This is a genomic window from Variovorax sp. Root434 (assembly GCF_001426595.1).
Lineage (GTDB): Bacteria > Pseudomonadota > Gammaproteobacteria > Burkholderiales > Burkholderiaceae_C > Variovorax.
Window position 1 is genome coordinate 982,442 of record NZ_LMEK01000012.1, and the last position, 13,430, is coordinate 995,871.

Genomic DNA, 13,430 nt, shown 5'->3' on the forward strand with positions numbered 1-13,430 from the left:
GCCTCCAAACAAAGCCACCGCCGCCCCCCTCGCCCGTCCTGCGACGATGGCCGACGTGGCCGCGCGCGTCGGCGTGTCGAAGATGACGGTGTCGCGCGCGCTCAACCGGGGCGCGAGCAGCGACCGCGTGACCTCCGAGGCGCTGCGCCAGCGCATCCTGCAGGCCTGCGAGGAAATGGGCTACGTCATCGACCAGACGGCGCGCACCTTCTCCAGCAAGCGCTCGGGCTTCATCGCGGTGCTGATCCCCTCGCTCAACAACTCCAACTTTTCGGAAACCGCGCAGGGCATTACCGCGGCCGTCGAAGCGCGCGGCCTCCAGGTGCTGCTGGGCTACACCGACTACCGTGTGGAAACCGAAGAGCGCCTGCTGCGCGCCATGCTCGCGCGCCGGCCCGAGGGTGTGATCCTCACGGGCGGCTCGCACACGCCCGCCGCACGCGCGATGCTGCAGGCCGCCGGTGTGCCGGTGGTCGAGACCTGGGACCTGCCCGCCACACCCATCGAGCACACGGTCGGCTTCTCGAACGCAGAGGCCGCGGCCTCGATGGTGCGACATCTGCACAGCAAGGGCTACCGGCGCATCGCCTTCATCGGCGGCACCTCGAACCGCGACACGCGCGGCGCCGACCGACAGCGCGGTTACGCGCAGGCGATCCGCGAACTGGGGCTGCCCGACGGCCACGTCATCAGCTTCGGCCAGCCGCCCATTTCGATGGCGCAAGGCGGCGAGGCGGTGGCGCAACTGATCCGGCAGTGGCCCGACGTGGATGCGGTGATCTGCGTGTCCGACCTCTCGGCCTTCGGCGCACTCATGGAATGCCAGCGCCGCGGCTGGGACGTGCCGGGCCGAATCGCGATCGCGGGCTTCGGCGACTTCGAGGTGGCGCGCGCCTGCCACCCGCGCATCACCACCGTGGCGGTGGATTGCGTGGGTATCGGCAAGGCGGCCGGAGAGCTGCTGCTGCGCGTGATCGACGGTGCGCGCGAAGGACATCGGCCGCCTGCGGAGACGGTGCTGATTCCGTTCCACATCGAGCAGCGGGAGAGTTCGTAGGCCCAGCGCTCTCGCAGCGCGCAGACCTGTACCAGGTCCATCACTTCCCTCGCGAATTCGACCGACCGGTCTTCTAGCCGTTCAGTACGAGAGACCCCTCCGGATATTGCCCGCACATGAATTCGACAAACGCGCGAACCTTCGGCGCGGGAAGCCGCCGCGATGTATGCAGGACCCAGAGCGCGACCTCCACGCCCGAAACCGTGCCCCACTGAACCAGATCTCCGCGGGTCAGCTGGTTCCACGCGATGGACTGCGGCATCAGGGCGGCGCCGGCACCTGCAATCGCAGCGTCGCGAATCATCAGGAACGAGGAAAGCCTCAGCCTCGGGATCGGCTCCAGGACAAGGCGTCCGTCGTCGAGTGTCCAATTCGTGGGTTGAAAGCTTGTTGAAACGACGCTGGGAACCGGGCTGACCTTGCCCTTGCCTGGCTTGGGCATGGGCACGGATGGCGCGGCCACGACCACCAGCCGGTCCTTGGCGAAGCACCGACCTACGAGGCTGCTGTCAGGGCTTGGATTGATCCGGATCGCGGCGTCGAACTGCTCCTCGACGAGGTCGACGAGGCGATCGTCCGCCACCACCTCGCACGTGACGTCGGGGTAAGCCGCGCAGAACTCGGCGGAGATGCGCCCCATCGCAAGCTGGGAGAACAGCACCGGCGAAGCGACACGCAGGCGCCCGCGCGGTACCGACAAGCCCTCGCGAGCGGAAGTCATGGCGTCGGCCACCTCGTGCATCGGCCCCTCGGTGCGATCCATCAGCATCTGGCCCGCTTCCGTGAGCTTGAGCCCGCGGGCGCTGCGCTCGATGAGCCGCACACCGAGCTGCTCTTCCAGGTCCGCGATGCGCCGGGACAGGGTGGCCTTAGACCTCCCGCTCGCGCGGCTTGCCTTTCCGAGGCCTCCATTCGCTGCGACGAGTGCGAAGTCGGTCAATGCGTTCAGGTCCATGTGTTCCGGATTTGAGACGAGGTGTCTTCATTTTTGCATCTTCGTTTTACCGATGCAACGGCCTATCTTCTCCTCATCGCAACTTCGAGATGAGGAAATTGAAATGACCACCACCACGCAACGCGCTGTGCTGATCCGGGCCTATGGCGGTGCTGCCGCCGCCGAGATCGCCGAGATCGCGCGGCCCGCAGCCGGACCGGGCCAGGTCCTGGTCCGCGTTCGGGCCGCCGGTGTAAACGGCCTCGACTGGAAGGTTCGTGAAGGCTTCGTCCGGGAGGCTTTCCCGCTTCAGTTGCCCGCCGTGCTGGGTATCGAACTCGCGGGCACCGTCGAGGCGCTCGGCCCGGGCACCTCGCGCTTTCGGGTGGGCGATCGCGTCATGGGACCATTGGGCGGCCTCGGTGCCTATGCCGATGTCGTGGCCGTCGACGAGGCGAACCTGGTGCGCACGCCGCAGGGCATGGATGACGTCCATGCGGCCGCCGTCCCGGTGGCGGCCGTGGCAGCCTGGCAAAGCCTGCACCACGCAGGTCCGATCGCCGCAGGCCAGCGGATCCTGATCCACGGTGCGGCGGGCGGGCTGGGCGGCTATGCCGTGCAGTACGCCAAGCAGGCCGGCGCCGAAGTCTTCGCAACGGCATCGACCGCACACGTCGAATATGTGCGCAGCCTGGGCGCGGACCACGTCATCGACTACCGGACTCAACGCTTCGAGTCGATCGCGCGGGACATCGATCTGGTGCTCGACTATGTCGGCGGCGAAGTGCTCGACCGCTCGTGGCAGGTGCTGACGAAGGACGGCGCGATCGTCGGCACGACCTCGCCCGACATCCTTGCACGCACGCCTCCCGGCCGCCGCGGACTGTGGTTCGTGAACAAGTCGGACGCTGCCCTCCTGGAGCGGCTGGCGGCGGAGATCGCCCAAGGCGCGCTGATCTCGAAGCTCGGCGAAGTCGTGGGCTTCGACGACATCCCCGCGGCCATCGAACGCAATCGCACAGACCCTCGCATCGGCAAGGTCGTCGCGGACTTTTCACTTTGATTTACCCCCAACCATCCCTGGAGACTTCCATGAGCATTCTCGTCACCGGTGCCACCGGCACCATCGGTTCCCTCGTTGTCCAAGGCTTGGCTGCCGCCGGCGCCGAAGTCAGTGCGTTCGTTCGCACGTCCGGAAAGCAAAGCTTTCCGGCGGGCGTCAAGGAGATCGTCGGCGACCTGACCGACGTGGCCTCATTGCGCGCGGCACTGTCGTCGGTGCGCACACTGTTCTTGCTGAACGCCGTCACGCCCGACGAAGTGACGCAAGCCCTCGTCGCGCTGAACCTGGCTCGCGAGGCCGGTATCGAGCGCGTCGTCTACCTGTCGGTCATCCACGCGGACAAGTTCACCAACGTGCCGCACTTCACCGGCAAGCACACGGTCGAACGAATGATCGAGAGCCTCGACATTCCGGCGACCATCCTTCGCCCTGCCTACTTCATGCAGAACGAGCGCATGGTCCAGCAGGTGATCCAGGGCTACGGCGTCTACCCGATGCCGATCGGCTCGACAGGCGTCGCGATGATCGATGCGCGAGACATCGCGGACATCGCTGTCGCCGAACTGCTGCGCCGCGACCGCGCACCCGCGCCGCTATCACGCGCGACGCTGGAGCTGGTCGGGCCCGAGCGGCTGACCGGAGCATCGGTGGCCAGGATCTGGAGTGCCGCGCTCGGTCGCGAAGTGACTTACGGCGGAGACGACGTGGCCGCCTTCGAAGGACAGATGGCCTCGATGGCGCCGTCCTGGCTTGCCTACGACATGCGCTTGATGATGGCGGGGATTCAGAAGTTCGGCATGCACGGCGCGGACGGCACAGCAGATCGCCTGCAGGCCATGCTCGGCCGTCCTCTGCGCAAATACGCCGACTTCGTCAAGCAGGCCATTGCCGCGTCGTAGCCCGGCCCCGACCCAGTCGGAAATCTGTGGGGCATCGAAGAGGGCCCTCAAGGGGCGGGAAGACAGTTGAAACGAGTTCAACCCACAGGTTTACGGCTGTTGGTCATCTTGGATCGATGACGTCGAACTCGAACTGCACCGGGGCGGAGTCTTCGACGTAGGCGGTGATCAGGTAGTGGCCGGGAGGGTCGCCATTGGCCACTTCCCAAGACTTCGAAATGGTGCCGTCGTAGATGGTCAGGGTCACGTCCAGCGAAAGAGTCTTCCGATCCGTTGACATGCCATAAGGCTGGCCACCGGCGCCCCACGTCTTCGGGGTTTCCGGCAATGTCATGCGTTCGAGAACGCGGACCTTGCCAGTCTTCTGGTTGAGTCTCAGGATCCAACCGTAGCTTTGGTTGACGACCCGAGGGACGGTGTTCGAAACCTTGAAGTCCAGCACGTCGTTGTTCGGCGCGAGTTTGAAGAGGCCGAAGACCGCATCGAGCGGACACGCTCCATGCGCTGTCGGAGCGACGGCGCAAGCTTTGAACACGGCGGCATTGGATTCAGAAATGGATCCATGCGACGCGGCGCCCGTCGTTTGAGCGCCAATGTGGTTGCACGCGACCGCGGCGAAAAGAACAAGAAGATGGCGAAAATATTTCATGGTGAATGAGGCTCAGCAAGCGACTCTCAAGAAACTGGCTTTGACCGACTCTTTCCGCCTGACGCGCCGAGCAATGCGTGTTCCGTCCCCGCAGCGATCTGTTCCGCGAAGGCGCCGCTTCCAACGGCACGTGCGAGCGTGACAGCGCCCGCCAGCGAAGAGAGGGCGGCGCAAGCGGCTCCAATGTCCCGTGGCGCACTGGGTGAGGTGGGACCATCGACGATCGCCTGCGCAACGTCGCGCAAAGCCTCCTCAAACGTCGTACGGGAGGCTTCGTCCGATCGCGCCACTTCCGCCGGCATCGTCTGCAGCGTGCAACTCTCTGACAAGTCACAGGTGCGCTTCGCGCTGAGGTAGAAGCGCACAAACTCCGCCCACCAAGCGCGTCCGTGCTTTTCTTGAAAGTACAGCACGCCACCTCGCAATTCGGCCATGCCTTGTGCGACCGATTCTCGAAATGCGTCAGCCTTCGAGTCGAAATGAACGTAGAAGGCACCCGATGTCAGGCCTGCCTCCTTCGCCAGGCCGTCCACCCCGATCCCGCCGAATCCAGCTTTGCGAAACCCGCGACCTGCGCCCTCAAGGATGCGTTGCCGCGTCTGCACCTTCTGTTCGGACCTTGACACGAGGAACTCCTTCGACATGTGAAGTCGACGATTGTAGTTGTTCAAAACACGATCGTTATGTATTATCGAATAACGGTCGTTACTTGAAATGCCCTGCAGATCGCAGCGTGTGAGTCGACGCCGTTCCTTCTACTTGGAGTACCCATGCCACTTACGCTCACCCTCACCGAGGGCGTTCTCCCCAAAGGCCAGGAGAAAGTCGCGTTCAGCCGCCTGTCCGATGCCATGCTCAAGTGGCACGGCCTTGCAGGAAACAAGGCATTGACGCCCAACATCGTTGGCTCGATTCACGTCTTGCCGAAGGAGCAAACGTACTCCGGATCAAAGGAGGCCTCCGTGGCCTTCGTCGAATGGAAGGTCCCATCCTTCGCGTTCGCCAGTCGGGATGTGCAAGTCGGCTACATCGAAGAGGCCACGGGCATCATTCATGAGCTGTCTGGCGCGCACCACCCGAAGGAGCGCATTTGGGTCAACGTGGTGCACGCGGTGGACGGGGCCTGGGGCATTGCCGGGATGGCCCTCACCAATGCGCAGCTCGGCGAAGGGGCCGCTTCGGCCTGACACATCCGGGGGGCAGCAACGCGGTCTCCCCGACTGGTGCGGACCGTGTCGTAGCCCCACTCACATCAACTACGCCATCATGCAACTCTCGAACTATCTGTTCTTCACCACAACCTGCGATCAGGCCCTGTCTTTCTATACGCAATGCGGTCTCGGCCGTGTCGTCGAGGTGCTTCGCTACGGAGTCGATGGCATGCCCGTGAAGAACGAGGCCATGCGCGGCAAGGTCATGCACGCGAAGTTCGAGGGACCAGGCCTGCTCTTCTATGCCTCAGACAACGAAGACGCCGAGCCGATGCGGGGCTCCGCGCACTTGCTCGCGATGGACGACCGAGATTCCACGAACAAGCTCTTCCTGGCCCTGGGAGCTGGCGGGACAATCACGACCCCCTTGGGCATCCAGCCCTGGGGCGACTACTACGGCAAATTGACCGATCGTTTCGGTGTTCAGTGGATGCTGAACTGCGCTGAGTGAGATCGTTGGCAGTGCGCCTGTTGAGCACGGTCTTCTTCGAGACGGGGCCGTTCCGCTGCAACAGATCCTGCTGCCAGGCCGGCCGCTGGCGGAGTCACTGGCGGAAGTGTTGACGGAGGCCGCCCGGACGTTCGAGGCATCCTTACCGATAGTGACGTGGCAAGATCGAACTGTGCGCCGCAGCATCGGGCTGGTAGGCGAACCAACAGTCAAATCATCAATGAAGTTCGGATACACCATCATCTACGTGCCAAACGTCGATGCTTCGCTGCAATTCTTTGAGCAGGCATTTGGCTTCTCCAAGCGCTTCCTGCATGAATCCGGAACGTATGGTGAGTTGGAGAGTGGGGGGACGACCCTTGCATTTGCCGCACACGAGTTGGCGTCCGCGAACTTCGAAGGCGGTCATGTTTCCGCTTCGGAATCGACAAAGCCTTTGGGGATGGAGCTTGGTTTTGTCACCGACGATGTTGAATCTGCGCATTCGCGAGCGCTGGCGGCTGGTGCAATAGAACTGGCCCCGCCTCGTACTAAGCCCTGGGGACAGGTGGTGTCTTACTTGCGCTGCCCGGATGGTGCACTTGTTGAGCTTTGCTCGCCCATCGGCGCCTGACGTCGACAGGCTCGTTCCGGCCAGGACCGAACCGTCCCAACAACGGCGCAATCGCGCAAGTTTTCACGAGGAGCAGGGATGCTAGTTCGCAGCATTACCCCTGCCGATTTCGACACAGTCCATCACTTGCTGGTGAGCAACGGGTGGGCCCATCGGGTCGGTGACGTTGAGGATCTCGGCCGACTGATATCGGCGTCGCAGCGAGCGCTGGTTGCGGTGGCAGATGACCAGATTGTCGGCTTCGCCCGCGCAATCACCGATGGAATTTCAAACGGGTACTTGTCTATGGTGGTGGTCGCTGAGTCGCATCGCACGCGAGGCATCGGACGGGCACTCGTCGAGCGGCTCGTCGGGTCTGAACCGAGCATCACATGGGTGCTTCGAGCAGGAAGAGAAGGTGCCGCCGAGTTCTTCGCGAAGCTAGGCTTCAGCGCTTCAACGACCGCCATGGAGCGCCCGCGATGTTGATGTGGGATGAAGCGTCCGACGGGCAGAATGCGGCCGCCCCGAAGCTCGGCGATAGATGGCTTCGCGAACTGCCGCCGCTATTTCTTCTTCGCTCCGGCCGCCGCTAATGGCGACTCCAGAACCGAAATCAAAGTGAGGGACAGATCGGATGCCCGCAGCGGCGCCCCTGGCGACTTCTTCTTCGACCTGTTTGCGCGCCGCAGGATCGAGCGTGACCGCACGGGCTTCCTGGCGATCGAATCCATGGTGTACGGCAACGTCCGCGAGGACATCGACGTCGCCGATGTTGCGCGCATCGAGGAAGTAGGCGTCGGTGATGGCGATCGCGAGCTGATGCTGGATCCCCCGCTCAGCGGCGGCAAGGATGAGGGCGTGAGCCGGCTGGGTCGGATATGTCCACAACTGTCGACTGAGTTCGAGGCCGAAGCCGGAAGCGCGCGCCGCGGCCTCGGGTCGTGCAAACGCCGTCTTCGGATCGGTCACGCCATAGCGCGAATGAAGCAATTCGGGAATGTAGAGTCCCGTGGCGGGTGCGTCGGGCAGCAGCACGACCGGACGATGCCGGATGGCCACGCGGACATCGCAGAAGTGCTCCTGCAGTACCTTGTCGAGCCGATGGAGGCCGACGAAACACCACGGGCACGTGATCTCGGCGTAGAGGTCGATGTGAAGCATGATTGCCTTTCCTTCTCAGTGGTCCGCGATGCCAGGGGCCGAGCGAATGAACCGGGTGTCGTCGACCTGGTCGACCAGGAACTTGGCCAGGTTGCCTCGCGACAGCTTCATGCCGAGCCTGGTCTTGCCGTACCAACCGATGTCGATCGCGCCCGCCTCGGGGCCGTCCTTGAGGTTCGGGATCCGCACCAGCGTCCATTCGAGGTCCGACTGCGCGATCAGTTCGGCCGTGGCCCTGATGTCCTCGAAGCCTTTGCGGGCGATGACCTTGAACAGCAGCGCGAAGGCGCGCACGTTGAAGGCGAATCCGTCTTTCGGGTCGCGATAGGCCGCGGTGGAGATCTGGATCAGGCGGCGGATGTTCGACTGCTTCATGGCCGCGATGATGTTGGACAGGCCGTGCATCACGGGCCGGTCGCCCTGCACCTTGAGGCCGTTGGGGCCAAGCGCGCTTATGACAGCGTCGCCACCGTGCACGCACCTGGCGATCGCGCCCTTGTCTTGCAGATCGCCCACGACAACGTCGATTCGCCCGTTGAACGCCTGAAGCTTGCTGCCGTCGCGCGTGTAGACCGACAGGCTGTGCCCCTGTCGCAACGCTTCCTCGATCACGAACTTGCCGGTGGGCCCGGTCGCGCCAAAGAGGACGATCCTCATCGCGTCGCCTCCACGCGGTCGGGATGTGCGGTCAACGGGCAGCCGCGTTCGGTGCCAAGGGTCGCGCTAGTTTTCAGGCCGGGCATCTGCGCGGTCCAGGGTCCGATCCGCCATGCCCGAGATGCGGAGGGGGGCAGGCTGATCAATCGAACGTTCGGCATGGGGTGCTCCGGGTCAGGCGGCCTGCTTGAGCAGGGATTGCAAGGCGTCGTCCGCCGAAGCAAGGGCGGCCTGGGCCGCCTCGGGCCCGTAGGCCATGCCCTCGACGCGCAGGTGCTCGATGTCGGTCAAGCCGATGAAGCCGAGCAGGTGCTTGAGATAGCCGGATTGGTAGTCCCAGGCGGCGAGTGGCGCTTTGGAGAAGTCGCCCCCGCTGGCAGTGACCAGGTAGACCTTCTTGCCCTTGAGCAGGCCTTCGACCGAACCGCCCGCGTATCGAAAGGTGACACCGGGCCAGGTCACGTAGTCGAACCAGGCCTTCAAGGGCGTGGGCGGCCCGAAGTTGATCATGGCCGAGCCGATCACGATGGTGTCCGCTGCAGCCAGTTCGGCGACCAGGCTTTCGGCCAACTGGACGGCCTCAGCCTGCGACGCCGTTCGGGCGTCGGGAGGCGTGGCGCGGCCCACCACGTAGGCCTCGCCGATGTGGTTCAGCGGGGCCGCTGCCAGGTCGCGGACGGTGAGCGTGGTGCCTGGGCGCCGCGCTGCAAGCTGCTTCGCCAATTGGGTCGCGTACCGAGTGGACAGGGCCTCCGAGCCGCGGGGGCTGGAGATGACGAGAAGGATGTGACTCATGAACTTCTTGAGGGCTAAAAAAGGAACCAGATAATCAAGAAGAACTTGATTACCCATCGGTACAAAGGATGGTATGGTTCCTACCGAAGCTCCACAAGAAGGTACAAATATGTCACCGAGTCACATCGACCTCTCCGAGATTCCCAAGCCTTCCGATCGCGCATGCGAGACAACGCGCGAAATCCTGGACCGCATCGGCGACAAGTGGAGCCTGTACATCATCGCCACGCTGCGCAGCGGAACCCGACGGTTCAATGAACTGCGACGCGAGATCGAGGGCATCTCCCAGCGCATGCTGACGCTGACATTGCGTGGGCTCGAGCGCGACGGCCTGGTCACCCGGACGATGTTTCCGACCATTCCGCCGCGCGTGGACTACCAGCTTACGGAGCTGGGAGAGACGCTTCTGGAGCCGGTGATGGCGCTGGTGGTCTGGGCAGAGCAGAACAAGTCGACCATCGCGGAATCGCAGAAGCGCTTCGACGAGGCGCCCGAAGGGCAGGCTGCAGGGCAATATCCGGCTTACCGGCAGCGTTGAATAGGCCAGGCCGCCCGTCGGCCGACTGGTGCGCAGCGGTACAGAAATGTGTGCATAAACAGCGGCTCCTCCGATCCGAGGCGCAGTTGACGGCTCACGCTGGAGAAGCGGTTTGAAATAAGCAGCGCAGGTTGGGCATTAGTCGCGAGCGAGCGCTCCGCGCGCCAAAGTCTCCGACGGCCGCTCCCCAAAGCGCGCACGGTACTGCGCAGCGAAATGGCCCAGGTGCAGAAAGCCGTATTTCTCCGCCGCTTCGCGCACACCGCCGTCATTGCTTGCCGCCGACACGAGCAGTTCGGCCCGCACCCTGTCGAGCCTGAGCTCCCGCAGGAATTCCATCGGCCCCTGGTCCGCGTGCTGGCGAAACGCCAGCTGCAACGCACGCGCGCTGCAGCCGACTTCGCGGCACACGTCGGCCAGCGACACGGGCTGCTCGGCATGCGCCGCCATGAATTCCTGCGCCCTTCGCACGACGCGCGGCAGCAGGCTGCGCTGCGCATCGCTGGCCAGGGCGCGCGAGTGGTTGTGGCCCGCCGACATCAGCAGGCTGGACATCAGGTATTCCTCGGCGTGCTCCGCAAGGCGGTTGCCCGCCTGTAGCGCATTGCCGCCAGCGTCGAGCGTGAGCCGCAGGTAGTCGATGAAGTGCACCAGCGGCGCGAGCGCGGGGTTGTCGAGCGGCACGCCGAGGTCGAACACCAGCGCCTGCCGCACAGGCGCCTGCAGCAGCGACTCGAGCCGCGACAGCAGTGCCGCCCGGGCCAGCCGCACGATTAGGTGCGGGCTGTCGTCGGCCCAGCGCATGGAGAGCGGCTTGGTCGGCGACGGCAGCGAGGCGAGGCTCGGCGTTGCGTCGACCTGCTGCGCGCCGCAGCGGATTTCGGCGCCGCCGCGCAACGGAATCTGCAACAGGAAGAAATCCTGCAGATAGCCCGGCTCGATCTGCACGCCCGGGCCGTACTGCACGTAGTTCAGGCTCACGTCGCGGTGCAGGCGCGCGCTGTGGTGGCAGGCGTCGAGCTCGGTGCGGGGCCGCAGCATGGTCAGGCCGTGCGGGCAGAACACGCGGGCCACGCTTTCGCGCGCCTCGTCCATGTCGTGGCTCTCGAACAATCGATAGCGCTGCAGCGGCAGCCGGGGGATCATGGCAGCGGTTTCCATGGGGCCAGGTCACCCTAGCAAAAAGCATCCCAGCCCACAATTCGGATCGCCCCTTGGCAAAAACATGCGCGCCAGGGACAGGGCCTGCGCTTGCGGGATGCGCCGGCGCCCCCTCGCCTCCTAAGGTACGACCCACGGGCCAGCCCGGCCCGGTCGATCCACCAAGGAGAGCAAGCGTCATGTTCAAGGGACTCGAAGGCAGGAGCGCCATCGTCACCGGTGGCTCCACATTGATAGGGGCCGGCGTGGTGCGTGCGCTGCACGCGGCCGGCGTGAAGGTCGTGATCGCGGACATCGACGCCGCCAACGGACAGGCGCTGGCCGATTCGCTCGGCACCGGCGCGCGCTTCGTGCACACCGACATCACCGACGACGCCCAGGTGGCGGCGTGCGTGGCACAGGCGGTGCAGCGGCACGGCGGCGTGCACTTTCTCGTGAACCTCGCGTGCTCGTACGTGGACGACGGCTTCAAGTCGCCGCGCGCCGACTGGCTCGCATCGTTCAACGTGAATGTGGCGAGCGCGGTGGCGATGCTGCAGGCGGTGCATCCGCACATGGTCGCGGCGGGCGGCGGCGCGGTGGTCAATTTCACGAGCATCTCGTCGCGCGTGGCGCAGACGGGGCGATGGCTCTACCCGGTCAGCAAGGCCGCGATGGCGCAGCTCACGCGCAACATGGCGATGGACCTTGCGCCCGACCGCATCCGCGTGAACAGCGTCTCGCCGGGCTGGACGTGGTCGGCCGTGATGGACCGGCTCAGCGGCGGCGACCGGGCCAAGACCGATCGCGTGGCCGCGCCCTTTCATCTGCTCGGGCGCGTCGGCGACCCGGACGAGGTGGCGCAGGTGGTGCTGTTCCTGTGCTCGGACCACGCGAGCTTCGTGACGGGCGCCGACTACGCGGTGGACGGCGGTTATGCCGCCATGGGCCCGGAGCAGGCCGTGCCCGCCATTCCCAGGTTGATGGACTGACCGGCAAGCTAGCAAGCAAGCCAACAAGGAGCAAGGCAATGAAGCGAATCGCAATCGTCGGCGCGGGCCAGTCGGGCCTGCAACTGGGGCTAGGCCTGCTGGGCGCGGGCTACGAGGTCACGATGTTCAGCAACCGCACGGCAGACGACATACGCCACGGCAAGGTGATGTCGAGCCAGTGCATGTTCCACACCTCGCTGCAGATCGAGCGCGACCTGGGGCTGGACCATTGGGCGAAGGAATGCCCCACGGTGGACGGCATCGGCCTGGCCGTGCCGCATCCCGAGCAGAAGGGAGCCAAGGCCATCGACTGGGCGGCCCGGCTGAATTCGAGCGCGCAGTCGGTCGACCAGCGCGTGAAGATCCCCGCGTGGATGGCGGAGTTCCAGCGCAAGGGCGGCGAACTGGTGTTCAAGGACGCGGGCATCGACGAGCTCGAGACCTGCGCGCAAAGCCACGACCTCACGCTGGTGGCGAGCGGCAAGGGCGACATCTCGAAGCTGTTCGAGCGCGATGCCCACAAGTCGCCCTACGACAAGCCGCAGCGCGCGCTGGCGCTGACCTACGTGAATGGCATGGTGCCGCGCGAGCCTTTCTCGGCCGTCTGCTTCAACCTGATTCCCGGCGTCGGCGAGTACTTCGTGTTCCCCGCACTGACCACCACGGGGCCCTGCGAGATCATGGTGTTCGAAGGCGTGCCCGGCGGGCCGATGGACTGCTGGGCGGACGTGAAGACGCCGCAGGAACACCTTGCGCGCAGCAAGTGGATCGTCGACACCTTCACACCGTGGGAGGCCGCGCGCTGCAGGGACATCGAGCTGACCGACGACAACGGCATCCTCGCAGGCCGCTTCGCGCCCACCGTGCGCAAGCCGGTGGCCACCCTGCCCTCGGGGCGCAAGGTACTGGGCCTGGCCGACGTGGTGGTGCTCAACGACCCGATCACCGGCCAGGGCTCGAACAACGCGGCCAAGTGCGCCGACTCTTACCTGAAGAGCATCCTCGCGCGCGGCGACGGTCCCGGCGATGCGGCGTGGATGCAGCAGACCTTCGACCGCTACTGGTTCGGCTACTCGCAGTGGGTCACGCAGTGGACCAACATGCTGCTCGCGCCGCCGCCGCCCCACGTGCTCAAGCTGCTCGGCAGCGCCGGTGCGATGCCGCCGCTGGCCAGCGCGATCGCCAACGGCTTCGACGATCCGCGCACCTTCTTCCCGTGGTTCGCGGACTCGGTGGAGGCGGACCGCTACATCGAGACCTGGGCGGCCGCCGCCTGACGCGGGTACAG

The 13,430-nt window shown here is 65.1% G+C and carries 17 protein-coding genes; 10 read left to right on the forward strand and 7 right to left on the reverse strand.

Annotation, left to right across the window (positions count from 1 at the left end; translation table 11 throughout):
* Positions 1 to 46 precede the first annotated feature (46 nt).
* Entirely contained in the window at positions 47 to 1,057 is a 1,011-nt protein-coding gene (locus tag ASD05_RS15065; RefSeq protein ID WP_056593673.1) for a LacI family DNA-binding transcriptional regulator, read from the forward strand.
* A 73-nt stretch (positions 1,058 to 1,130) separates the two neighbouring features.
* Here ASD05_RS15065 and ASD05_RS15070 read toward each other — a convergent pair whose 3' ends face one another.
* Positions 1,131 to 2,012, reverse strand: coding sequence for a LysR family transcriptional regulator (locus ASD05_RS15070; RefSeq protein WP_056593676.1), 882 nt, complete (start codon positions 2,010 to 2,012; stop codon positions 1,131 to 1,133).
* A gap of 103 nt (positions 2,013 to 2,115) precedes the next feature.
* On the opposite strand from ASD05_RS15070, the gene ASD05_RS15075 reads away from it, so the two are divergent.
* Both ASD05_RS15075 and ASD05_RS15080 read left to right on the forward strand, forming a co-directional pair.
* Complete coding sequence (locus ASD05_RS15075; RefSeq protein ID WP_056593679.1) at positions 2,116 to 3,054, forward strand: NADP-dependent oxidoreductase; 939 nt, start codon at positions 2,116 to 2,118, stop codon at positions 3,052 to 3,054.
* Positions 3,055 to 3,083: 29 nt separating this feature from the next.
* Positions 3,084 to 3,953, forward strand: a complete 870-nt coding sequence (locus ASD05_RS15080) for an NmrA/HSCARG family protein (RefSeq protein WP_056593682.1) — start codon at positions 3,084 to 3,086, stop codon at positions 3,951 to 3,953.
* A gap of 103 nt (positions 3,954 to 4,056) precedes the next feature.
* Here the strand turns inward: ASD05_RS15080 and ASD05_RS15085 are convergent, their stop codons facing one another.
* Positions 4,057 to 4,602 carry a hypothetical protein gene (locus ASD05_RS15085; protein WP_157610103.1) on the reverse strand — a complete coding sequence of 182 codons (546 nt, stop codon included), beginning with the start codon at positions 4,600 to 4,602 and terminating at the stop codon, positions 4,057 to 4,059.
* Positions 4,603 to 4,628: 26 nt separating this feature from the next.
* A complete protein-coding gene (locus ASD05_RS15090; RefSeq protein WP_235507967.1) occupies positions 4,629 to 5,273 on the reverse strand; it encodes a TetR/AcrR family transcriptional regulator in 645 nt (214 codons plus the stop codon).
* A 99-nt stretch (positions 5,274 to 5,372) separates the two neighbouring features.
* On the opposite strand from ASD05_RS15090, the gene ASD05_RS15095 reads away from it, so the two are divergent.
* The 4 genes from ASD05_RS15095 to ASD05_RS15105 all read left to right on the forward strand — a co-directional run bounded on the left by ASD05_RS15095 (position 5,373) and on the right by ASD05_RS15105 (position 7,345).
* Positions 5,373 to 5,789: a hypothetical protein gene (locus ASD05_RS15095; protein WP_056593690.1), complete on the forward strand. Its 417-nt coding sequence runs from the start codon at positions 5,373 to 5,375 to the stop codon at positions 5,787 to 5,789.
* 79 nt (positions 5,790 to 5,868) lie between these two features.
* Complete coding sequence (locus ASD05_RS15100) at positions 5,869 to 6,264, forward strand: VOC family protein (RefSeq protein WP_056593693.1); 396 nt, start codon at positions 5,869 to 5,871, stop codon at positions 6,262 to 6,264.
* Positions 6,265 to 6,484: 220 nt separating this feature from the next.
* Positions 6,485 to 6,877: a VOC family protein gene (locus tag ASD05_RS29520; RefSeq protein ID WP_082572067.1), complete on the forward strand. Its 393-nt coding sequence runs from the start codon at positions 6,485 to 6,487 to the stop codon at positions 6,875 to 6,877.
* Positions 6,878 to 6,955: 78 nt separating this feature from the next.
* Complete coding sequence (locus tag ASD05_RS15105; protein ID WP_056593697.1) at positions 6,956 to 7,345, forward strand: GNAT family N-acetyltransferase; 390 nt, start codon at positions 6,956 to 6,958, stop codon at positions 7,343 to 7,345.
* Here the strand turns inward: ASD05_RS15105 and ASD05_RS15110 are convergent.
* The 3 genes from ASD05_RS15110 to ASD05_RS15120 form a co-directional block, all read right to left on the reverse strand.
* Positions 7,313 to 8,020 carry a DsbA family oxidoreductase gene (locus ASD05_RS15110; protein ID WP_056593700.1) on the reverse strand — a complete coding sequence of 236 codons (708 nt, stop codon included), beginning with the start codon at positions 8,018 to 8,020 and terminating at the stop codon, positions 7,313 to 7,315. The two genes, ASD05_RS15105 and ASD05_RS15110, sit on opposite strands and share 33 nt — an antisense overlap.
* Positions 8,021 to 8,035: 15 nt before the next feature.
* A complete protein-coding gene (locus ASD05_RS15115) occupies positions 8,036 to 8,677 on the reverse strand; it encodes an SDR family oxidoreductase (RefSeq protein WP_056593703.1) in 642 nt (213 codons plus the stop codon).
* Between the two features lie 174 nt (positions 8,678 to 8,851).
* The gene (locus ASD05_RS15120) at positions 8,852 to 9,472 is read right to left on the reverse strand and encodes an FMN-dependent NADH-azoreductase (RefSeq protein WP_056593706.1); all 621 of its coding nucleotides are present in this window, start codon (positions 9,470 to 9,472) and stop codon (positions 8,852 to 8,854) included.
* 109 nt (positions 9,473 to 9,581) lie between these two features.
* On the opposite strand from ASD05_RS15120, the gene ASD05_RS15125 reads away from it, so the two are divergent.
* Positions 9,582 to 10,010 (forward strand): winged helix-turn-helix transcriptional regulator, encoded by a 429-nt coding sequence (locus ASD05_RS15125; protein ID WP_056593709.1) that lies wholly within the window; start codon positions 9,582 to 9,584, stop codon positions 10,008 to 10,010.
* Between the two features lie 138 nt (positions 10,011 to 10,148).
* On the opposite strand, the gene ASD05_RS15130 is transcribed toward ASD05_RS15125, so the two are convergent.
* Positions 10,149 to 11,156: an AraC family transcriptional regulator gene (locus ASD05_RS15130; protein ID WP_056594475.1), complete on the reverse strand. Its 1,008-nt coding sequence runs from the start codon at positions 11,154 to 11,156 to the stop codon at positions 10,149 to 10,151.
* A gap of 194 nt (positions 11,157 to 11,350) precedes the next feature.
* Here ASD05_RS15130 and ASD05_RS15135 point away from each other — a divergent pair, with 194 nt between their 5' ends.
* Both ASD05_RS15135 and ASD05_RS15140 read left to right on the forward strand, forming a co-directional pair.
* On the forward strand, positions 11,351 to 12,142 hold the full coding sequence (locus ASD05_RS15135) for an SDR family oxidoreductase (RefSeq protein WP_056593712.1): 792 nt from the start codon (positions 11,351 to 11,353) through the stop codon (positions 12,140 to 12,142).
* Between the two features lie 38 nt (positions 12,143 to 12,180).
* Entirely contained in the window at positions 12,181 to 13,419 is a 1,239-nt protein-coding gene (locus ASD05_RS15140) for a styrene monooxygenase/indole monooxygenase family protein (protein ID WP_056593716.1), read from the forward strand.
* The last annotated feature ends 11 nt before the right edge of the window (positions 13,420 to 13,430 follow it).